The 21,824-nt window shown below is 42.1% G+C and carries 24 protein-coding genes and 1 pseudogene; 23 read left to right on the forward strand and 2 right to left on the reverse strand.

The window, feature by feature from the left end:
- Nucleotides 1–48: 48 nt before the first annotated feature.
- From ACQ86K_RS27510 to ACQ86K_RS27610, 21 genes and pseudogenes are all read left to right on the forward strand, one after another.
- Nucleotides 49–2,421, forward strand: coding sequence for a ribonucleoside-diphosphate reductase subunit alpha (locus tag ACQ86K_RS27510; protein WP_091171962.1), 2,373 nt, complete (start codon nucleotides 49–51; stop codon nucleotides 2,419–2,421).
- 161 nt (nucleotides 2,422–2,582) lie between these two features.
- Nucleotides 2,583–2,789, forward strand: a complete 207-nt coding sequence (locus ACQ86K_RS27515) for a cysteine-rich CWC family protein (RefSeq protein ID WP_091171961.1) — start codon at nucleotides 2,583–2,585, stop codon at nucleotides 2,787–2,789.
- A gap of 133 nt (nucleotides 2,790–2,922) precedes the next feature.
- Nucleotides 2,923–3,105: a hypothetical protein gene (locus tag ACQ86K_RS27520; protein WP_090530234.1), complete on the forward strand. Its 183-nt coding sequence runs from the start codon at nucleotides 2,923–2,925 to the stop codon at nucleotides 3,103–3,105.
- Between the two features lie 249 nt (nucleotides 3,106–3,354).
- Nucleotides 3,355–4,044 (forward strand): hypothetical protein, encoded by a 690-nt coding sequence (locus ACQ86K_RS27525; protein ID WP_091171959.1) that lies wholly within the window; start codon nucleotides 3,355–3,357, stop codon nucleotides 4,042–4,044.
- A gap of 164 nt (nucleotides 4,045–4,208) precedes the next feature.
- Complete coding sequence (locus ACQ86K_RS27530) at nucleotides 4,209–4,460, forward strand: hypothetical protein (protein WP_431199132.1); 252 nt, start codon at nucleotides 4,209–4,211, stop codon at nucleotides 4,458–4,460.
- The gene (locus ACQ86K_RS27535) at nucleotides 4,445–4,933 is read left to right on the forward strand and encodes a hypothetical protein (protein ID WP_431199133.1); all 489 of its coding nucleotides are present in this window, start codon (nucleotides 4,445–4,447) and stop codon (nucleotides 4,931–4,933) included. The genes ACQ86K_RS27530 and ACQ86K_RS27535 overlap by 16 nt, the downstream gene beginning before the upstream one ends.
- Before the next feature lie 165 nt (nucleotides 4,934–5,098).
- Nucleotides 5,099–5,512, forward strand: coding sequence for a 30S ribosomal protein S12 (gene rpsL / locus ACQ86K_RS27540; protein ID WP_073405808.1), 414 nt, complete (start codon nucleotides 5,099–5,101; stop codon nucleotides 5,510–5,512).
- A 19-nt stretch (nucleotides 5,513–5,531) separates the two neighbouring features.
- Nucleotides 5,532–5,999: pseudogene (gene rpsG / locus ACQ86K_RS27545) on the forward strand (30S ribosomal protein S7).
- A gap of 109 nt (nucleotides 6,000–6,108) precedes the next feature.
- On the forward strand, nucleotides 6,109–8,220 hold the full coding sequence (fusA, locus tag ACQ86K_RS27550) for an elongation factor G (RefSeq protein ID WP_091171954.1): 2,112 nt from the start codon (nucleotides 6,109–6,111) through the stop codon (nucleotides 8,218–8,220).
- Between the two features lie 174 nt (nucleotides 8,221–8,394).
- On the forward strand, nucleotides 8,395–8,700 hold the full coding sequence (rpsJ, locus tag ACQ86K_RS27555; protein WP_022830652.1) for a 30S ribosomal protein S10: 306 nt from the start codon (nucleotides 8,395–8,397) through the stop codon (nucleotides 8,698–8,700).
- A 173-nt stretch (nucleotides 8,701–8,873) separates the two neighbouring features.
- Nucleotides 8,874–9,188 (forward strand): hypothetical protein, encoded by a 315-nt coding sequence (locus ACQ86K_RS27560; protein WP_129571492.1) that lies wholly within the window; start codon nucleotides 8,874–8,876, stop codon nucleotides 9,186–9,188.
- A gap of 7 nt (nucleotides 9,189–9,195) precedes the next feature.
- Complete coding sequence (locus ACQ86K_RS27565; RefSeq protein WP_129571491.1) at nucleotides 9,196–9,396, forward strand: hypothetical protein; 201 nt, start codon at nucleotides 9,196–9,198, stop codon at nucleotides 9,394–9,396.
- Nucleotides 9,397–9,549: 153 nt separating this feature from the next.
- Nucleotides 9,550–9,903: a YciI family protein gene (locus ACQ86K_RS27570; protein ID WP_431199134.1), complete on the forward strand. Its 354-nt coding sequence runs from the start codon at nucleotides 9,550–9,552 to the stop codon at nucleotides 9,901–9,903.
- 164 nt (nucleotides 9,904–10,067) lie between these two features.
- Entirely contained in the window at nucleotides 10,068–11,294 is a 1,227-nt protein-coding gene (locus tag ACQ86K_RS27575) for an RNA polymerase sigma factor (RefSeq protein WP_431199135.1), read from the forward strand.
- Nucleotides 11,295–11,462: 168 nt separating this feature from the next.
- The gene (locus tag ACQ86K_RS27580) at nucleotides 11,463–11,933 is read left to right on the forward strand and encodes a YHS domain-containing (seleno)protein (RefSeq protein ID WP_431199136.1); all 471 of its coding nucleotides are present in this window, start codon (nucleotides 11,463–11,465) and stop codon (nucleotides 11,931–11,933) included.
- A 44-nt stretch (nucleotides 11,934–11,977) separates the two neighbouring features.
- Nucleotides 11,978–12,421: a YHS domain-containing (seleno)protein gene (locus ACQ86K_RS27585; RefSeq protein WP_091171942.1), complete on the forward strand. Its 444-nt coding sequence runs from the start codon at nucleotides 11,978–11,980 to the stop codon at nucleotides 12,419–12,421.
- Nucleotides 12,422–12,576: 155 nt separating this feature from the next.
- Nucleotides 12,577–13,260 (forward strand): phosphopantothenoylcysteine decarboxylase, encoded by a 684-nt coding sequence (locus ACQ86K_RS27590; RefSeq protein WP_091171940.1) that lies wholly within the window; start codon nucleotides 12,577–12,579, stop codon nucleotides 13,258–13,260.
- 30 nt (nucleotides 13,261–13,290) lie between these two features.
- On the forward strand, nucleotides 13,291–13,689 hold the full coding sequence (locus ACQ86K_RS27595) for a DoxX family protein (RefSeq protein WP_091171939.1): 399 nt from the start codon (nucleotides 13,291–13,293) through the stop codon (nucleotides 13,687–13,689).
- Nucleotides 13,690–13,722: 33 nt separating this feature from the next.
- A complete protein-coding gene (locus tag ACQ86K_RS27600; protein WP_091171936.1) occupies nucleotides 13,723–14,223 on the forward strand; it encodes a hypothetical protein in 501 nt (166 codons plus the stop codon).
- Nucleotides 14,211–15,992 (forward strand): NRDE family protein, encoded by a 1,782-nt coding sequence (locus ACQ86K_RS27605; protein ID WP_091171935.1) that lies wholly within the window; start codon nucleotides 14,211–14,213, stop codon nucleotides 15,990–15,992. Before ACQ86K_RS27600 ends, ACQ86K_RS27605 begins: the two co-directional genes overlap by 13 nt.
- A gap of 2 nt (nucleotides 15,993–15,994) precedes the next feature.
- Complete coding sequence (locus ACQ86K_RS27610) at nucleotides 15,995–17,092, forward strand: thioredoxin family protein (RefSeq protein WP_091171932.1); 1,098 nt, start codon at nucleotides 15,995–15,997, stop codon at nucleotides 17,090–17,092.
- A 91-nt stretch (nucleotides 17,093–17,183) separates the two neighbouring features.
- On the opposite strand, the gene ACQ86K_RS27615 is transcribed toward ACQ86K_RS27610, so the two are convergent.
- Nucleotides 17,184–18,155, reverse strand: coding sequence for an alpha/beta fold hydrolase (locus ACQ86K_RS27615; protein WP_091171930.1), 972 nt, complete (start codon nucleotides 18,153–18,155; stop codon nucleotides 17,184–17,186).
- Nucleotides 18,156–18,242: 87 nt separating this feature from the next.
- Here ACQ86K_RS27615 and ACQ86K_RS27620 point away from each other — a divergent pair, with 87 nt between their 5' ends.
- Nucleotides 18,243–19,097: a LysR family transcriptional regulator gene (locus ACQ86K_RS27620; RefSeq protein WP_091171928.1), complete on the forward strand. Its 855-nt coding sequence runs from the start codon at nucleotides 18,243–18,245 to the stop codon at nucleotides 19,095–19,097.
- 37 nt (nucleotides 19,098–19,134) lie between these two features.
- Here ACQ86K_RS27620 and ACQ86K_RS27625 read toward each other — a convergent pair whose 3' ends face one another.
- Nucleotides 19,135–20,367, reverse strand: a complete 1,233-nt coding sequence (locus ACQ86K_RS27625; protein ID WP_091171926.1) for a serpin family protein — start codon at nucleotides 20,365–20,367, stop codon at nucleotides 19,135–19,137.
- 150 nt (nucleotides 20,368–20,517) lie between these two features.
- On the opposite strand from ACQ86K_RS27625, the gene ACQ86K_RS27630 reads away from it, so the two are divergent.
- A complete protein-coding gene (locus ACQ86K_RS27630; RefSeq protein ID WP_091171924.1) occupies nucleotides 20,518–21,762 on the forward strand; it encodes an alkaline phosphatase family protein in 1,245 nt (414 codons plus the stop codon).
- The last annotated feature ends 62 nt before the right edge of the window (nucleotides 21,763–21,824 follow it).

Genomic DNA, 21,824 nt, shown 5'->3' on the forward strand with positions numbered 1-21,824 from the left:
TATTAACTAAAAAAGCTTCGCTTTTAACGGGGCAAAAGGAGGGGCAAAATGTTCGTAGTAAAAAGAGACGGAAGAAGAGAATCCGTAAAATTTGACAAGATCACCGCACGTATTGAAAAACTGTGCTATGGGTTTCAATTAGTTGACCCCATTGATGTGGCTAAAAAGGTAATTGAAGGTTTATTTGATGGCGTAACCACCTCCGAGCTGGATAACCTGGCTGCCGAAACCGCCGCGTCATTAACCACCAAGCACCCTGATTATGCTTTGCTGGCTTCGCGTATCGCGGTATCAAACCTGCACAAAAACACCATCAAATCGTTTTCGGAAACCATGCGCCTCCTGCATGAGTATGTTGACAAGAAAACAGGTAAAGATGCCTCGCTTATCGCTGACGACGTTTATGAAGTGATTAAAGAAAACGCGGAACTGCTTGACAGCACCATCATTTATGACCGCGACTTTGGCTTTGATTACTTCGGTTTCAAAACCCTCGAAAAATCATACCTGTTAAAGATCGACGGTAAAATTGCCGAGCGCCCGCAGCATTTATTTATGCGTGTATCTGTAGGTATCCACAAAAACGATATCGAGAGCGCTATCAAAACCTACCATTTAATGAGCGAGCGTTGGTTTACCCATGCTACACCAACTTTGTTTAATGCAGGTACACCAAAACCTCAAATGTCATCATGCTTTTTGTTAACCATGAAAGATGATAGCATTGAGGGTATCTATGATACATTAAAACAAACTGCTAAAATTTCGCAAAGCGCGGGTGGTATCGGTTTAAGTATCCACAACGTAAGGGCTACAGGTTCATACATCAGCGGCACTAACGGTACCAGCAATGGTATTATCCCAATGCTGCGTGTATTTAATGATACCGCACGTTATGTTGATCAGGGCGGTGGTAAACGTAAAGGCGCTTTCGCCGTTTACTTAGAGCCATGGCATGCCGATATCTTTGAATTCCTTGATCTGCGTAAAAACCACGGTAAAGAAGAAATGCGTGCCCGCGACTTGTTCTATGCCCTTTGGGTATCAGACCTGTTCATGCAGCGCGTTGAAGCCAATGAGGATTGGAGCTTATTTTGCCCGCACGAAGCACCAGGCTTAGCCGATTGCTGGGGCAAAGAATTTGAAGAGCTGTACATTAAATACGAAAAAGAAGGCCGTCAGCGTCGTACAGTAAAAGCACAGGAACTTTGGTTTGCAGTGCTTGATGCACAGGTTGAAACCGGTACGCCATACTTATTATATAAAGATGCGGCTAACGGTAAATCAAACCAGCAAAACCTGGGTACCATTAAAAGCTCAAACCTTTGCACCGAGATCATCGAGTATACCGATGCAAACGAGGTAGCTGTTTGTAACCTGGCTTCATTAGCATTACCACGTTACATCAACAATGGTGCTTTTGATCATGATAAACTGTACGAAGTAACTTACCAGGCAACTATCAACCTTAACAGGATCATTGATGGTAACTACTACCCGGTTAAAGAAGCTGAATACTCAAACCTGCGTCACCGTCCTATTGGTTTAGGTGTACAGGGCTTGGCTGATACTTTCATTCAACTGCGTATGCCGTTTGAAAGCGATGAAGCTAAAAAACTAAACATCGAGATCTTCGAAACCATCTACTTTGCAGCAATGACAGCTTCAAAAGATATGGCTATAAAAGATGGTGCTTATGAAACATTCAAAGGCTCACCATTGTCACAAGGTAAATTCCAGTTCGATCTGTGGGGTGTAAAACCAGAAAGCGGCAGGTGGGATTGGGAAAACCTGCGTTTAGATGTAATGAACCACGGCGTACGCAACTCATTATTAGTTGCACCGATGCCAACTGCTTCAACATCACAGATTTTAGGTAACAACGAATGCTTTGAACCCTATACTTCAAACATTTACACCCGCCGTGTATTAAGTGGTGAATTCATTGTAGTAAACAAATATTTGCTGCGTGACTTAGTAAACCTTGGTTTGTGGAGCACCAGCATGAAAGATAAGATCATCAGCGCAAACGGTTCAATCCAGGAAATAGCTGAGATTCCTGCTGATATCAAAGCATTGTACAAAACTGTTTGGGAGATCAAAATGCGCAGCATTATTGATATGGCTGCCGACAGGGGCGCGTACATTTGCCAGTCGCAATCATTGAACCTGTTCATCAACTCACCAAACGCTTCTAAACTTACTTCAATGCATTTCTACGCATGGAAAAAAGGCTTGAAAACAGGCATGTACTACCTGCGTACACAAGCAGCATCACAAGCAGTTAAATTTACAGTTGAAAACCAGGGCGGTAAAAACATGGATCCGGTTATCCCGGCCGTTGTTGACGCCGTTGCCGACGAAATTCCGGCAGGCCCAACCTGCTCAATGGAAGAAGGCTGCGTGACTTGCTCTGCATAAGTTTTTTAGTCGATAGATGATAGTCCATGGACCATAGCTACAAAGCTATAGTTCATGGACTTTTTATTTAATGACAGTTATATTTAATAAGTCACTGCTACATTCCATATTTTAGCAAACCTTTTCTATGGTCTATGGACCATTAGCTATGGACTAAAGAGATGCCCAAACACGAAATCATCCGTTGCGAACGCTGCAAAACACCTTTTGAATGTAAAGCCAATTCATTCACCAAGTGCCAGTGCAGTACTGTGCAGCTTACTATTAACGAGGTACAATATGTGAGCGAGCTGTATGACGGGTGTTTGTGCGCCAATTGCCTGCTCATTATTCAGCAAGAGTATAGAGAAAGCATGGGGTTGGTTTGATGATTATAACCAGCATCATTGACAACAAATAGTTCTCTTCTCTCCAAATTAATCCCCGATTAATCCTTTTCCATTTCCATCAGTCATATATGTGTACATCTTCAATATAGATGATGATTAAAGATTTTATACCATGAAAAGGAAATTTGTTGCTTTGGCACTATTAATATCAGCAGTAGTATCTGTAACCTCAGGTTGCGTTGTTCGTGAAGATTATGGTCACCATCACAGGTACCGTAACGGCTATAACAACGGGTATAATAATGGCTACCATGACGGTGACGATCACGGTCATTATCACGACCGCGGTTATTAATGTTTTTAATTTAAGTTTTCCATAAGTAGTTTAGTGAGTGATGAAAGAGGGCGCTGGTTTTACCGGCGCTCTTTTTATGCTCATCTGATTTATTCAGCGCAGAATTTTATTATGGTTTAAAATGAAAAATAGATAAAAATCAGAATTTAAAACAATAAAAATAAATATCACCAAAATTTAATTCTGTAAAATTTGATTTTCCAAAATCATTTTTCGTAGATTTGGTTCAACATTATAAACCTATCAAAAATGACCAGCATTAAAATTATCACGGGCTATATATGCAGGTTTGCATTTATAGCTGTAGTTGCTTTAACCGGCCCGGGCATTGCACCGGTTATCGCAAAAGTGGCAAAGTCCCCAACAATAATTATTGCAGATACCCAGCTCAAAGCTTTTGAAGGCATTTATCAGCAAAAGGATAACGAGTATAGAGTATATAAAGTAACAGCAGATGGTGATAAACTAATTGCCCAACAGCTTGGCGGAGATCAAAAACTAACTTTAACCCGCAAATCAGACCTGGAATTTGAACTTTTAGATGATGACGGCGATGAAAAGATCCCTGTTGTATTTTCAAAGAATGAAGCCGGCGAAATAAACCAGATCACTTTAGGTGGCAGGCAAATATGGGCAAAGATAAACAGCTATACTCCACCTAAAGAGGTACAACTGAAACCCGAACAAATAAAAGTTTTGGCGGGCAAATATCAATCGGATGAGAGGGCTGATCTTTTTCTGACTATAACCGCGATACCCGACGGATTAACGCTCAAACAATCATGGGATGGCAAGGAAATCAATTTTAAACCCTTGTCTGAAGTGTTATTTTTAAATCAAGCTTTTGGCTTCCCGTTAAAATTCACCAAAGATGCAAGCGGTAACCCTACTAAAGTATTGGCTTTTAACCGCGACACCTGGAATAAGGTAAAAGAATAAACTCCCTTATTAATTCAATATATAAAGTATTACGGGCCGGCCCGCTGTCACCTAAACCTGGTTACATCGGTGTCCGGCCCTTTTTTGGGGCAGTTCAATATATTCATCAACTTCATGTACCTCGTTATTAATGTTAACCCAAGCACTTTATGTTGAATAATTTCGTGTTAGATACAAACTCTCCTAATAAACTGGTTGCCGAAATCTCCGGGGTTATTAAAAAGTATTATCCAATCGGAGTTAACAATCTTGATCCTGTTTATGCAGAATACCCCGGAATCATTGAACTAACAAAAATTGTAGAAGAGAATATGACCAACTATAAAAAATCATTTAAACCTTGGACTGATTTTTTAAAAAAGCTAAAAACTGACACAACAAAAAAATCCACAATACTGCCTTGCCCCATGAAATAGCATTCAGCGGCGAGATGATCATTCAACGCAATAACTATAAATCGTTTAATCATACAAAAAAGTTAGTTTTTTCAATAAGCATGCTTGCTCCTCTGTTTTCAATTTTTGGGATTGACGAAACTTCGGTACCTGCCTATGACGACAGGTTTCAAAGGGAAATTGACTATAGCGCCATTAATGTGGTAACGGCTTCCCCTTATCAGGAATTTGAAACCGGGTTCAACTTTATAATGAAATCAATACAAGAGCAATTTCCGGGTCACAAATTTGTCCCTTTTTATATAACGCAATGTTCAATTGAAGGCTTGTACACACATGATAATTATACTGATAAAACCAGAGTACACAATGCGCTTTTCAACAGGCTGCTTGATCAGTGTCCTGACATGATCTTTACAAGAGGCGATAAGTTTTTCGGATTAGAACCAAGTAATATTAGTGTCACGTTACTTCCCCCGCCGCCTATTGACTAATATACACCCGGCTTGCTATATAGCAAAAACAAAATTCCAACCACCACACCCTCAACTTCTTCCCCTCAAAAAAACTTTCACACAACTACTTGAAAATCAAAAATAATGTTCGTACTTTTGCAGTCCCGAAATGCGGGATAAAATAATTAGACAAAAAAGCAAGAAATGCCTACTATTCAGCAATTAGTTAGAAAAGGTAGAGTAGCTCTGGTTGACAAGAGTAAGTCACCAGCGTTGGACAGCTGTCCACAGCGAAGAGGCGTGTGCACCCGTGTGTACACCACTACCCCTAAAAAACCAAACTCAGCAATGCGTAAAGTTGCCCGTGTGCGCTTAACCAACGGTAAAGAAGTAAACGCTTACATCCCAGGTGAAGGTCACAACTTACAGGAGCACTCTATCGTTTTGATCCGTGGTGGTCGTGTTAAAGACTTACCGGGTGTACGTTACCACATCATCCGTGGTGCACTGGATACATCAGGTGTAGCTGGCCGTAACCAACGTCGTTCAAAATATGGTACCAAACGTCCTAAACCAGGTCAGGTAGCAGCAGCGCCAACAAAAGGTAAAAAGAAATAATTAAGGAGGATAGAAAGCAATGAGAAAGTCAAAACCAAAAAAGAGAATTATCCTTCCTGATCCAAAGTTCAATGATACTTTGGTAACAAGGTTTGTAAACAACATGATGTATGATGGTAAAAAATCAACCGCATACTCTATTTTTTACAACGCTGTTGAAATTGTTGAGAAAAAACAAGCGAAAACGGCTTAGAAACCTGGAAAAAAGCTTTAAACAATGTAATGCCTGCTGTTGAAGTAAAAAGCCGCCGTGTAGGTGGTGCTAACTTCCAGGTACCTACAGAGGTCTCGTCCTGAGCGTAAAATAGCTTTGGGTATGAAATGGTTAATCAGCTATGCACGTCGTCGTGGTGAAAAAACCATGATGGAGAAATTAGCAGGCGAAATCATCTCTGCTGCAAAAGGCGAAGGTGCCGCTGTTAAGAAGAAAGAAGATACGCACAAAATGGCTGAGGCTAACAAAGCGTTCTCACACTTCAGGTTCTAAAAATTTAGATTACACCGATTTAATAATAAGATTACACCGATTATTTACGTTTACACTTTTTAATCGGTGTAATTATTAACGGATCAGGTGAAATCACAAAACAAATAAAATGTCAAGAGATCTAAAATATACAAGAAACATTGGTATTGCCGCTCACATTGATGCTGGTAAAACTACCACTACCGAGCGTATCCTTTACTATGCTGGTGTAAGCCACAAAATTGGTGAGGTACACGAAGGTGCCGCTACCATGGACTGGATGGCCCAGGAGCAGGAACGTGGTATCACCATCACTTCGGCTGCAACAACCGTAAACTGGAAATATCGTAACCATAACTATCACATGAACATCATTGATACCCCGGGTCACGTGGACTTTACCGTGGAGGTAAACCGTTCATTACGTGTACTTGATGGTTTGGTGTTCTTATTCAGCGCGGTTGATGGTGTTGAGCCTCAGTCAGAAACTAACTGGCGTTTGGCTAACAACTACAACGTTCCGCGTATTGGTTTCGTTAACAAAATGGACCGCTCTGGTGCCGATTTCCTTAATGTGGTAAAACAGGTTAAAGAAATGTTGGGCAGCGTTGCTATCCCATTGCAGTTGCCTATCGGTGCTGAAGACCAGTTTAAAGGTGTGGTTGATTTGATCAACTTCCGTGGTATTGTTTGGAATGAACATGATAAAGGTATGACCTTTACCGAAGTTCCAATCCCTGCCGATATGCTTGACGAAGCTACAGAGTGGAGAGAGAAATTATTGGAAGCAGTTGCTGAGTTTGATGACTCTTTAATGGAGAAATTCTTTGAAGATCCTACAACCATCACTGAGCGCGAAGTATTAGACGCTTTACGTCAGGCTACTTTGGCCGGCAAAATCGTTCCGATGACTTGCGGTTCATCTTTCAAAAACAAAGGTGTACAAACCATGCTTGACTATGTAATGGAGTTAATGCCTTCACCTCTTGATTCAAAAGGTGTTGTTGGTACTAACCCTGATACGGGTGCCGAAATTTTGGTTAAACCAGATGTAAAAGAACCATTTGCAGCATTAGCATTTAAAATTGCTACCGACCCGTTTGTAGGTCGTTTATGCTTCATCCGTGTTTACTCTGGTAACCTTGATGCTGGTTCATACGTGTACAACATGCGTTCAGAAAGCAAAGAGCGTATCAGCCGTATCTTCCAGATGCATGCTAACAAGCAAAACCCTATCCCTAACGTGGGTGCAGGTGATATTGCTGCGGTAGTAGGCTTTAAAGATATCAAAACAGGTGATACCCTTTGCGACGAGAAACATCAGTTGGTTCTTGAGTCGATGGTATTCCCTGAGCCGGTTATCGGTTTGGCAATTGAGCCTAAAACTCAGGCCGACGTTGATAAATTAGGTATCGCTTTAGGTAAACTGGCAGAAGAGGATCCAACTTTCCGGGTACAAACAGATCAAGATACTGGTCAAACAGTTATCTCTGGTATGGGTGAGTTACACCTGGATATTTTGATGGACCGCTTAAAACGCGAGTTTAAAGTGGAAGTTAACCAGGGTGCTCCTCAGGTAGCTTACAAAGAAGCTATCACCGGCACTATCCAACACCGTGAAACTTACAAGAAACAAACTGGTGGTCGTGGTAAATTCGCGGATATTCAGGTTGTTATCTCTCCAGCCGACGATAACAAAGAAGGCTTGCAGTTTGTTAACGAGATTGTTGGTGGTTCAATCCCACGTGAGTTTATCCCATCTGTAGAAAAAGGTTTCAAAGCCGCTATGGACAATGGTGTACTTGCAGGCTACCCACTTACAAGCTTAAAAGTTCGTTTGATTGATGGTTCATTCCACGCAGTCGATTCGGACGCGTTATCATTCGAGATTGCTGCACGTTCTGCTTACCGCGAAGCATTGCCAAAATGTAAACCGGTATTGCTTGAGCCAATCATGAAAATCGAGATCCTAACCCCTGAAGAAAACATGGGTGACGTTATCGGTGACATGAACCGTCGTCGTGGCCAGCTGCAAGGTATGGACACCCGTAACGGCTCACAGGTAATCAAAGCTATGGTACCACTTTCTGAAATGTTTGGTTATGTAACTCAATTACGTACTATCACTTCAGGCCGTGCAACTTCAACTATGGAGTTTGACCACTACTCTGATGCACCTCGTAACGTACAGGACGAAGTTGTTGCCAAATCAAAAGGCCGCAAACAAGTTGCTATCGACTAATTTAATTTGAAGATTGGGCGATTTGATAATTTGAAAATTACGTTATCAAATTGCCTCATCTTCAAATTTTCAAATAATAATAACCCGATCAGCCATAATAAATAGCTCTTATGGTTGGTCAAATCAAATCAGTGAAATCACTTTAATCGGTGAAATCACAAAAATTAATTAACAATGAGCCAAAGAATCAGGATCAAATTGAAATCTTACGATTACAACCTGGTAGACAAATCTGCCGAGAAAATCGTAAAAACAGTAAAGCCAACAGGCGCTGTAGTTAGCGGACCACTTCCGTTACCAACCGAAAAGAAAATCTTCACCGTATTACGTTCACCACACGTAAACAAAAAAGCACGTGAGCAATTCCAACTTTGCTCATACAAGCGCTTATTAGACATTTACAGCTCTAACTCAAAAACTGTAGATGCCCTGATGAAGCTTGAATTGCCAAGCGGTGTTGAGGTTGAGATCAAAGTTTGATAGACGACCGGCCCACTGAAAGGTGTGGGATCAAAAAATAAAAAGACCATTTGCATACGCGGATGGTCTTTTTTGGTTTATAAATTTTACATTTAGTTATGCGAAGTTTCCTTTTTTTATTGGCAATTATGCTATTAAGTTTTAGCTGCTCAACACAGCGTAAAATACACAAAATGGCAAAAACTGTTGATAAATGTAAAGCAAAGTGGCAATACTTCAAATTAACCCAACCCATAAAAGGACTAGTTATATTACATACAAAGGGATATTGCGGATATGTTCATATACATGCCAACACCATAATCATTGTTAATAAAACCGATACAATCCGCATAGACGGTCCGTGTTATACTCAAAATACTGTCCCTTCCGATTCTGTACTTGTAAGTCCATATGAAACCGATGGAGTAACAGGAGCAATTGGCGATCTCAAATACGATTGTACAATCAAGAAAACATGTTATGGTATAATTGCTAAAATCAAATAATAAAGCGATGAAAGCTAAAACAACAAATATAATAGGTAAAGAAAATAAAGCCCAGGCATTGTCTCCTGATGCCAAGCAGCTTGACTATAAATCAGATGAGATTTTACCATTGTGGGTTTTGGAAAGGATTGCTAAAAGTCAGACAGATATTGCCGAAGGGCGAACTGTTTGTTTCCTGGAATTTAAAAAGCGATTATCTATCACATAAACTTTCTGATTTTTGAAATTACCCGGGTTCAGAAAAACTCCGAAATTGAACATCTCAAATTCAATAAATATTACCCGCCCTGTCCTATTTAGCCATTTCCATTTGATATAGAGGTGTAATTCATATATTTATTAACCTTTAAAATTTAAAAAGATGGACGAATTCGTTTTAATTTTCAGGCACGAGGACGGCACCAAAGTGGCTTCTCCCGAACAGATCCAAATCTGGATGAAACAAACTATGGACTGGATTGGCGGCATAGCTGCTCAAAACAAATTTGTGGGTGGCACTGGCTTGCCTTTTGCCGATGCCAAAATTGTAGGTCACGGTGGCGTAGTTACCAACGGTCCTTTTGGCGAGATCAAAGAAACGATAGGCGGCTTAATCACTGTAAAAGCCGAATCTGTTGAAGAAGCTGTGGAGTTTGCCAAAGGCTGCCCTGTTTTGCAGGGCGATGGTAATACCGTTGAAGTACGGAAGGTTGCCAAAAATGACGGGGTGCATTAAGGATAATTTTATAAATCATGTCATTGCGGGGAGCAGCTCGGGCAAAAGAGTATCCGGCGCAACGTGGCAATCCCGTAGTTATGCCTGCGAGATATGCAAAGCGGCGAAGCACAGTTACGAGATTGCCGCGCTATCACTCGCAATGACATTTTTCCATTTGCCCCATGCAAAACCCCGAAATCATTCCCCATCTATTCCGCACCGAGTACCGCAAAATAGTATCGGTGCTGTGCCGCCGCTTTGGGTTTGATCAGATGGAAACTGCCGAAGACATCGCCAGCGATACCTTCCTTACCGCAGCCCAGGCCTGGAGTTATAAAGGCATCCCGCCTAACCCAACCGCCTGGCTTTATAGCGTAGCCAAAAACAAGGCGAAAAATCATTTACAACGTAATAGCATTTTTGAAAACAAAATATCCACGGAAATCCAAACAGCGGAGGCCTATGAACCGGAAATCGATCTTTCGCTCCAAAACATCACCGACAGCCAGCTGCAAATGATGTTTGCAATCTGTCATCCTGCCATCCCACCCGAGGCACAGATCGGGCTTTCGTTACGCATACTTTGCGGTTTCGGAATTGATGAAGTGGCCGAAGCTTTCCTGACCAATAAAGAAACCATTAACAAACGCCTGTTCAGAGCTAAGGAAAAGATCCGCAATGAAAAAATAGAAATCCAAATGCCTGGTCCGGCTGAAATTGATAACCGGCTCGAAAACGTGCTCACCACTATTTATCTGTTGTTTAGCGAGGGTTATTATTCTGTTAGTGATAACCAGGTTCTGCGTAAAGACCTTTGCTTTGAGGCCATGCGCCTTTGCCACATGCTTATTGAAAACGAAGGCACCAACAAACCGTCGGTTAACGCATTGCTTTCGCTCATGTATTTTCATGCCTCGAGGTTTGAAGCCCGCACAGATCAAAACGGCGGACTAATTTTATATGAAGATCAAGACACCAACCTCTGGAACTATGACCTTGTAGCCAAAGGTGCCTTTTATTTAAACCTAGCCACTACCGGCACTCAATTATCAAAATATCACATTGAAGCCAGTATAGCCTATTGGCATACCCAAAAAACGGATTCCAAACAAAAATGGGAAAACATATTGCAGCTTTATAATCGCCTGCTGCAAATAACATACTCACCTATAGCGGCACTCAACCGCACCTTTGCGCTTGCCAAAGCCAACAGCCCCGAAGAAGCCATTAGTGAGGCCGAAAAATTGAAACTCACCGGAAACCAGTTTTACTACACCCTGCTTGGCGAACTATACACCGGCATTGACAATGAACAGGCAAAACTAAACTTTGAGCAAGCACTAACGCTGATAAAAACGCCTGCTGATAACGCCCTTATTCAAAGCAAAATAGATAAACTTCAGAATTAACACCAGCCCAGATCAGCAAAAAACGACCGATAAACAAAATTTAAACCTATTTCATTTCCTTTATAAATCGCTTCGCTCCCCTGTTTAAATATTTTTCTGATTCGCTGTAAGGTTTGATAGTCCGCCCCGACAAAGGAGGAAAAACCAAACATCAAGTTTAACACAATCATGAAAAAATTATTCAATTTATTGTTAGCTACTGTATTTGTTGTAAGTATGGCTTCGGCACAAAGCCAGACAAACGTTCGTAAAAAGCAGTTCAATTTAGATAAAACAGACTTGGCGCTCGAAGGCTATGATCCTGTAGCTTACTTCACTCAGCAAAAAGCCGTAGAGGGCAAAAAAGAAATCTCCCTTGCAAACGATGGCGTTATTTATTACTTCGCTTCCACTCAGGACAGGGACTTATTTAAAGTCGATCCTGCTAAATACGAACCACAATACGGCGGCTGGTGCGCTTATGCCATGGGCGCTAAAGGCGAAAAAGTAGAGATAGATCCCAAGACCTTCAAACTCGTTAATAACAAGCTGTACCTGTTTTACAACAAGTTTTTTAATAATACAAAAAAATCCTGGGATAAGGACGAGGCTAACCTCAAAACCAAAGCCGATGCCAACTGGGCTAAAACCATCCGATAAACAGCTTTTAATAATCAATTATAAATCAATCTAAAATCAAAAAAATGAAACGTTTATTAATTATCGCGGCACTCGCATTTGTTACCGCAGTTCAAACCTATGCCCAGCAATCAGAAATATTTGCTCCGGGCGGCAAGGCTATTAAAGGCTATGATCCGGTTGCATTTTTCAAAGAATCGAAACCGGTAAAAGGCTCAGACAAATTTCAATACAAATGGAAAGAAGCTACCTGGCTCTTCTCCAGCAATGAAAACCTCGAAGCGTTTAAAGCCGACCCTGAAAAGTATGCCCCACAGTACGGCGGTTACTGCGCTTATGGCACTTCACAAGGTCACAAAGCCCCTACCCAAACTGATACCTGGACGGTACTGAACGATAAGCTTTATTTCAACTACAACGATAAGGTAAAAGAACTGTGGACCAAAGACCAGGCAAACCTCATTAAAGTGGCCGATGAAAAATGGCCCGAGGTAAAGGGGCAAAAGTAAAAGCAATTCAAAATCCCTTCTTGAGAGGCGGCGCGAAGGCAAGGTGCGACGGAAGGGGGTGTTTATGCAGTACGCTTTTCAAGGCTGCCCCCCTCCGCCCCTCTCAAGAGGGGAATCATGCAAGCCCATGCTTTCAAGAAACACCACCAAACAATATGAAAACCACACACAACAAACCCATAGTGTTAATCACCGCCGGCCCCACCCGCGAAGCTATCGATCCGGTACGTTTCATTAGCAACCATTCGTCGGGCAAAATGGGTTATGCCATTGCCGGGGCTTTTTTAGATCAGGGCTTTGAGGTGATTTTAGTTTCGGGGCCGGTAAATATCAGTTTATCTCACAGCAGCCTCAGAGTTATCCATGTTGATTCGGCTGATGAAATGTATGCGGCCTGTCAACAATATTTCCCCGTAGCCCGGATAGCAATCTTCGCCGCAGCAGTGGCCGATTATAAACCGGCACAGATATACGCTCAAAAAATGAAAAAATCGACCCAGGAGTTTAGCCTGCAAATGGTTAAAAATGTCGACATCGCCTTTGAGTTCGGTAAGATCAAGCGCAAGGATCAGGTATCAATCGGCTTCGCTCTTGAAACTAACGATGAGGAGCAAAACGCGCTCAAAAAACTATACAGTAAAAATCTCGATTTGGTGGTGCTCAATTCTGTACAGGACGAAGGCGCAACATTTGGGTACGACACAAACAAGATCACGGTCATCAACCGCGATTTCCTGTTCCAGGCATACCCGCTTAAAAGCAAAGCAGAGGTAGCCCGGGATATTGTTATGGCCGCCATCAAAGTGAGCCAAAGACTGCAAGCGCCTGTACAAGCATAAATATTTTCAGCAAACACACCACTCAATATCATGACTTACACACAATTTAACATACTTGTTTGGGCCCTGCGCCTTGTAGCAGCCATCATCATGTTACAAACCTTGTTCTTCAAATTCACCGCTGCCCCCGAGTCGGTTTACATATTTACCAAACTGGGTATGGAACCCTGGGGCAGGATTGGCATTGGCAGCATGGAACTGGTAGCCGCCATACTGATCATTATCCCCCGCACTACCGGCATAGGCGCTTTGATAGCTGTAGGGTTAATGGCCGGTGCCATATTTTTTCATCTTACCAAACTGGGAATCGTAGTACAGGGCGATGGCGGTCAGCTTTTTATACTGGCAACTATCGTGTTCGCAACATCAGCCATACTGCTTTACATTTTCAGGAAAGAGGTTTTAAACCTCATCCCTCTTCTTCATTAATAAAATTAAAAACCACTGCTAATAATTAGCATCATGCAATTGAAAGAACCTATCTCCAACCTGCTGGAGCAGCTACAATATGTAATTGACGAATTAAGTCCTTTACAATACACCCAACCGGTAAAACTGCTGTCGCAATCAAGTATCGGCCAGCATACCCGTCATATTCTTGAGTTCTTTATTGAATTGAATAAAGGTTACGAAACCGGCATGGTTGATTATGATAAACGCGTCCGCAATAAAGCCATTGAAGCTGATAAAGATTTCGCCGTCACAACCATTCGCCAGGTAGAAGCAAACGTTCAAAAGCCTGATAAACAATTATTGCTACAAGCCGAATACGGCGAAGGCGAAGCACATTCGGCACAGGTATTTTCAAATTACTACCGCGAGCTGGTTTATAACCTGGAACATACCGTTCATCATATGGCCCTGATCCGTATTGGCGTAAACGCGGTATCGGATGTGGTTATTCCTGATGAATTTGGCGTTGCCGCGTCAACACTTAAGTACCGTAAGGCATGTGCACAGTAACCTATATCCCTACAAAAAGCGGGTTCCAGCTTACCTCCAACCGCGATGAAAACGTTAACCGCAAGCAGGCCATAGCACCACGCAAATATCAAAATGGCAATTACACCCTATTGTACCCAAAAGACGCCGACCGCAACGGCAGCTGGATAGCCACCAAAAACAATGGCGACACTGTTGTATTGTTAAATGGAGCTTTTGTAAAACATACGGCCGTACCTCCCTATAAAACCAGCCGTGGGCTGGTACTAATGGATATTATCAATGCACAGAACCCTTTCCTTTTTTATCAGGACATTGATCTTATAGCTGTTGAGCCCTTCACTTTAGTGCTTTATGCACAAGGCAGTTTATATGAGTGCCGCTGGGACGGCGAGCGGAAACATATTAAATTGCTGGATGGCAAGGACGCACATATCTGGTCGTCGGCTACTTTGTATGATGAGGTGGCAGCCGCCAAACGTGTCAATTGGTTTAATAACTGGTGTAAATCAGCCAATCCGGATCAGGTGGAAGATATCATGTATTTTCATCACCATGCTGGCGAAGGTGATGATACCGACGCATTGGTAATAAACCGTAGCGGTAAAATGAAAACGGTAAGTGTTACCAACATCAACGTCAGTCTGCAAAACATTACCATGACCTATCATGATTTGAGAGATGGCAATGAATATGTGCATGATCTTGCTATAGAAGCTGATAGCAACAGACCTGTTGTATTGCCCCGTTTTTTTGGCTTAAGAAGATTTTTAATCAGGCTTTTTAATTGGGAATACTGGTCGCTCAATATGTTTTACGCACCTGTTATGTTTTATTGGTTCTGGTTGAGTTTTAAGGCTCGTTCATTTTTCTTTTTCAGCACGGCTAATCCACTGATCGAAAATGGTGGTTTTACATTGGAAAGCAAAGCCAGTATTTATAACCTCATCCCCCAACAATATTATCCAAAAACCATCCTCTTTAAAACAAAAACAGACTTTAGGCAGATCAAATCGGTCATAAAGGATAAAAATTTCGACTTCCCCTTAATCGCCAAACCGGATATTGGAGGCAGGGGTGTACAGGTCAAACTGGTGCATAACGAAGTAGAATTGCTGGAATATACCCAACAAATCAGGGTTGATTTCCTGGTGCAGGAATATATTAAGTACAAAAGCGAAGTAGGCATATTTTACTACCGCTTACCGGGCGAAGCCAAAGGCCAGGTAACCGGTATAGTTGGCAAGGAGTTTTTAGCCCTAACCGGCGATGGCAAACATACCATGATGGAGCTCATTATCAAAGAGCCCCGCTACCTGCTGCAACTGCCTGTATTGATAGACACCTATGGTGATGAACTGAAACAGGTTTTACCTATTGGCAAATCAAAAACGCTGGTGCCTTATGGTAACCATGCCCGGGGTGCTAAATTCATTGACCTTAGTCATCTTATTACCGATGAATTGACGGATGCGATAGATGACATATGCCGCCAGATCCCCGGATTTTATTTTGGCCGGCTGGATGTAATGTATAACACCTGGGATGAGCTATGCCGCGGCAAAAATCTATCCATCATAGAACTGAACGGTGCCGGCAGCGAACCAACTCATATTTACGATCCCAAACATTCAATATTCTTCGCCTGGTACGAGATCATCAGGCATTGGAAGCTCCTTTATCGCGTAAGCAAACTTAATAAACAACAAAAAAGCATTAATTACATGACTCATAAGCAAGGCATTACCATGCTTAAAAATAACACCGAATACTTAAAGCTGGTATCGTGACCATGACAAAGCAATTAAAACTATTTTGGGTGGCATTCAGCATTAGTTTTGTTGGTGCGCTGCCCATTGGTACATTAAATACCAGCATAGCCAACTTCGCCCTCAACAATGATGTTGCGGGGGCTGCCTGGTTTGCCTTTGCCGCTATTTTGGTTGAGGTAGTGATCGTTCGCATTGGCCTTGTGGTGGTTGACCACCTGGTTCGTTTAAAAAAACTGTTCAAAATATTAAGTATAGTATTTTGCATCGCTATACTCATGCTGGCCTATAAAACCCTCTGGGCCGCGTTCCACATGCACAATTTCCGGGATGTACTGCCCTTTGCAAGGATAAACCCTTTTTATTCGGGTTTATTGCTAAGCTTGCTCAACCCGCTTCATTTACCTTTTTGGATGGGCTGGACAGCCGTTTTAAAAAACCGCAAAGTGTTAAGCAATGAAACCCGCGATTACAATATTTTTATAATTGCCATTGGCACAGGAACACTGCTCTCTTTTATTATCTATGGTGTTGTGGGTAATTACCTCATGAATATACTTAAAGCACAGCATAACCTCATCAATTGGATATTAGGATTAACTCTATTAATGACAGGCCTGGTACAGGCCTATAAACTCATTGCAGCACAAATACAACTAAATAGAAATCAAATGAAAAAATCAGCTCAAATATTATTGGTGTTTTTGGCTCCTTTGGTAATTGGCCTTGCATCATGCACCCCCAGGTACAAACCAAGACTTAGCTCACAGCAGGGTATCAATTTTAAAACTATTTCTCTTGCAGATGCGCAGGCATTGGCCAAAGCCGAAAACAAACCGCTGTTTGTATTTGCCCATGCGTCATGGTGCCCAACCTGTAAACAAATGGAGCAGGAAGTATTGATTAAACAAGAATTAGGTAAAGCTTATAACCCAAGTTTAGTTAATGTAGCTATTGATATAGATAGCGGGGACGGTAAAAAGTTAAAGGAGCAATATCCTATTAGGGCCACTCCTACCCTGTTCTTTTTCAACGCCGATGGTTCGCTGGCCAAAAAGCTGGAAGGTTTTACTACTGCCGATTTTTTGTTGGCGGAGAAAGGGACGTTGACAAAGCAATAGGCTCTTCTAAATCTTCCCGGAAGGACTACTTTAAGAAACTTTTTCAACCCTCTCCAATGGAGAGGGTTGGGTGAGGCCATTGATTATTCAATTACTTAGGCAATCCATCCAAAAAGCCCAGCACATCCAGGCCTATTTCTCTGGCATGTGTTTCCAACGCAAAGTGGCCTGTATTATAAAATTTAACGGTAGCATTGGGGTTATCTCGTTTGTAGGCTTCGGCTCCGGCAGGTAAAAAGAAAGGATCTTTGTTACCCCAGACAGCTAAGAGCTTTGGTTTATATTCGCGGAAATAAGCCTGGAATTTAGGATATAAAGCCACGTTGGTACGGTAATCAAGCATCAGGTCAAGCTGGATCTCCACGTTTCCCGGGCGATCGAGGAAGTGCTGGTCTAAGCCGTATGACTCAGGGGCTATCAGCGACGGATCGGATACGCCTTCAAAGTATTGAAATTTAGTTACTTTTTCGGTTACGAAGTCCTGCAATGCATCCCTGTTTTCCTGGGTTGGGTATTGCCAATATTTTTGAATAGGATTCCAGCCTGTGCTCAGGCCTTCTTCGTATGCATTACCATTTTGAGATATGATGCCGGTTATTTTTTCGGGGTTAGCTACAGCCAGCCTTAAACCGGTAGGGGCACCATAATCAAATATATAAATGGCAAAACGTTTAAGCCCAAGTTCATCAATAAACGATTGCATGGTATTAGCCAGGTTATCAAAAGTATATTGAAATTGGGTATGATCGGGCGCGTCAGAATATCCAAAACCGGGCAGGTCGGGCGCCAGTACATGATACTTTGTGCTTAACGTCGGGATCAGGTTCCTGAACATGTGTGAAGATGTAGGATAGCCGTGCAATAACAATATTGTTGGGGCGTCTTCAGGCCCTGCTTCGCGATAAAAAATATTTAAGCCCCTGGCTTTGATATTACGGTAATGAATTTGATTTTTTTCCATGGTTTGAATTTTTAAAGTTGAATTCGGTTTTGATTGTGCATTGGCCCCGTTGGTAATTACAGTAGCTATAATTGCGCTTAGTATGAGATTTTTAGTTTTCATTTTTGTGTTTGATGAGTCAAAATTAATATCGACATTTGATTATTAAAAACGATTAATAACGATATATAAAATCATAAATAACGATTTATGAATACTAACGATCTGAAGATTTTTGAAGCAGTAGCTACCAACGGAAGTTTTACTAAAGCGGCCGAAGCGATGTTTACCGTACAGTCTAACGTTACGGCACGTATTAAAAACCTGGAAGAAGAGTTTGGTGCCGATTTGTTTACCCGCACATCGCGCAAAGTAACGCTAACCAGTGCCGGCGAAACACTGTTGCAATACAGCAAGCGGATAGATCACTTAGTGCATGAAGCCAAACAGGACATTAAAAAATTCAGCCGGGTAAGCGGCAGCCTTAAAATAGGATGCATTGAGACCACCATGGCTTTTAAAGTACCGGATATCCTCACCCGCTTTACCGATACTTATCCCGATGTCGACCTGGAATTTAGGTCGCAAATGCGCAGTGACCTCATTAGCGATGTAATCAATTACAAACTCGATGCAGCCTTTGTATCAGCCCCTATCAACTCGCCCGAACTGGAACAGGTACATATCAAAGAAGAACAACTGGTGATCCTCGCCCCCGCACAAGGCCTGGAACTTAAAGAATTCCTTATTACCTCGCCACTCAAGATCATTGTGTTTGACCAAGGCTGCGTATTTCGGGCCCGATTAGAAGCATGGTTAAATTCAAAAGGTATTATCCAATATAAAAGTATTGTACTGAACTCACTGGAAGGGATCATTAACTTTGTGGAAGCGGGTTTGGGGATCAGCATCCTTCCTGCCGAACTGATTGAGCAATACTACGCAGGCCGCAAACTAAAAACACATACCTTAAACAAAGAACTGGGCACTATGTCTACGGTGCTCATCTATCGTAAAAACATTCCTCAATCAAGACCTTTGAAGGCTTTTGTAGAAATGTATTGAGCAGTGCTGTGGTCCTGGCATAAACCCGGAGAGCATTTTATTCACTCAGCGCCGGGTTCCTCACTATCCCTGCAAATAGTATCAGCCCGGTTTTCATTTCCCGTATTGCAAAAATGAAAGGTTTATTAAAAACATGAGTCGGTGGAGCTGCCGTAGTCACTATGCCAACAGATGTTACTGCCGCGGCTTCGGTACCGTCTTCATTCACATCAATATAAGCTTTGTGTTTCACCTCGGATATACTAAGGCCACCACCCGCGTTAATGCGACTAAAATCAGCCATATCGCTAAAGGCAATGCTCATCCCTAATGATTTTAAAATATCATTCAGCGTAATGTCATAGCTAAATTTAAACCTGGGCATGGTAATATCCGATTTGCCGGCGGTGAGTTTACCCATCAGTAAATTCCATTTACTTGAATCGAGGCCCTGTGCAAAGCTTTTTATATCTCCATCAGGCATCATCAATATCATGCTGTATTTACTGTTGCTATAAGGCAGTTCAACCACGTTTGTACCGTTATAATACGCGCTTTTAAGTTCAGCATGGCTATTGGTCATAAAATCAGCTTGTACAGTGCCTCCATTTGACAAACTAAATGGCGCCTTGAAAGTTGCTTTTGCATCAAAACGGGTTTTCCATATGCTTTTAAAATAAATGGCATTGATGAGGTACATCCGGGCCCCATCCGAAATTTTATCGAGGATCTTTGGAATCTTGCTGTTAGTTTGCTGGCTTACCCAATCATTAATAGTAGTTAGGGATGCTGATTCATTGCTAAAATCGAGGGTTTTCACCTCGGCATTATAAAAATCGGTATTGATTTTCAGGAATGCCGGCAGCACCGTAAAATTATGAGCGTACCAAATGGAATTGGCTATTTTAAGCGTAGTATTTGGATCGAGATCGGGGAGGTTTGTGATGAGGTTATGATAGTAACTGTTAACCTGTTCTTCGGTAAAACTGCTAAACTCCATGGTTTTGCGGATATCTGTAAGGGTTTGCCCGCTGGCGCCATTACTGGTCATACTTATGGCAAAGCTTACGCTTAATGGCGAAATGATGACGTTTTTATCCGCGTCAAGGCTATTAACATTCGCGCTGAAAAGCTTTAAGGTAAAAGCATTACCAGGCCCAATCTGTTGCTGTTCGGTTGCGGAAAGCACCAGATCTTTACCCGGATCTTTATTAACTGGGCTGATACCTCCCTTTTTACAGGCGGTTATAGCTAAAATCCCAAAACAAAGTAAGGTTAGTTTGCGCATCATGGCTGATAGGTTTATAATTATATTACGCCTTGTAAATCATTTACGCTACAGCACGTTAAAAATATAACAGCCCCAAAAGCATAACAATTTTTTAACGCCTGTACTTTTAAAACACCGTAATTTAGTCCTTTAAAACATTTACTTATATCGATGCGAAATCTACTTAAAGCCGCAGCTTCTGTCCTCCTGATATCGGCAGGGCTAAATACCACCGCCCAAACCCGCAAAGCAGTCTTTATTATTGCTGATGGCATCCCAGCAGATGTTATTGAAAAATTGAATACACCTAACCTGAAACTGATAGCTAAACAGGGTACCTACCTTCGTGCGCATGTTGGCGGCGAAAAAGGTGGTTATTCGCAAACGCCAACCATATCTGCCAATGGCTACAACAGCTTACTTACAGCTACCTGGGTTAACAAACACAACGTTTGGGGCAACGACATCAAGGCTCCAAACTATAATTACTGGAATATATTCCGGATGTTTAAAAATGCTTATCCCAACAAAAAGACAGCCGTATTTAGCAGTTGGACAGATAACCGCACCAAGCTAATTGGGGACCGGTTATCCGCAGCAGGTAACATCCATCCTGATTTTGCTTATGATGGTTATGAACTGGATACGGTTAAATTTCCGCATGACAAGGCCGGGAACTATATGCACCTGATAGATGAGCAGGTAGCAGCAGCGGCAGCGGATTGTGTTAAAGATAAAGCTCCCGACCTTTCATGGGTATACCTGGAATATACCGACGATATGGGGCATAAATACGGCGATAGCCCGCAATATTATGATGCTATTGAAAAAATGGATGCACAGGTAGGCAAGATCTGGGCAGCAATACAATACCGGAAGCAACATTTTAAAGAAGACTGGCTGATTTTTATCACAACAGATCATGGCCGCGACGAAGCAACCGGTAAAAACCACGGTGGTCAAAGCACCCGCCAGCGCTCAACCTGGATGGTTACCAGTTACCGCCCGCTTAATAACTATGCTAAATTCTATACCCCGGGTATTGTTGATATAACGCCCTCTATCAATAGTTTTTTAAATGTAAAAGTACCCGAAGCACAACAACGTGAGATGGATGGGATCTCGCTTATCGGTCCGCTATCAGTGGCAGAGCCTGCCGCTAATTATGTGCAGGGCTCATTGGATATCACATGGAAAGCGCTTGACCCCAAAGGCAGTGTTAAGGTATGGGTAGCAGCCGATAATACTTTTAAAGAAGGTAAGGCCGATGATTATAAGCTGTTAGCTACTGTACCGGTTACTAATGAGCATGTGCTGGTTGATGTTAAAAATATGCCCTCTAAATTTTATAAGGTTGTTATTGAAGGATTGAATAATACAGCGAACAGATGGGTTGTACTTGATGAGAAGAAGTAACCTGGCTCATTATTTAGAAATTTTCATAACGCCTCCCTGCACTAAATGTAAGGAGGCGTTAT

This window comes from Mucilaginibacter sp. P19, from assembly GCF_050632265.1.
Lineage (GTDB): Bacteria > Bacteroidota > Bacteroidia > Sphingobacteriales > Sphingobacteriaceae > Mucilaginibacter > Mucilaginibacter gossypii.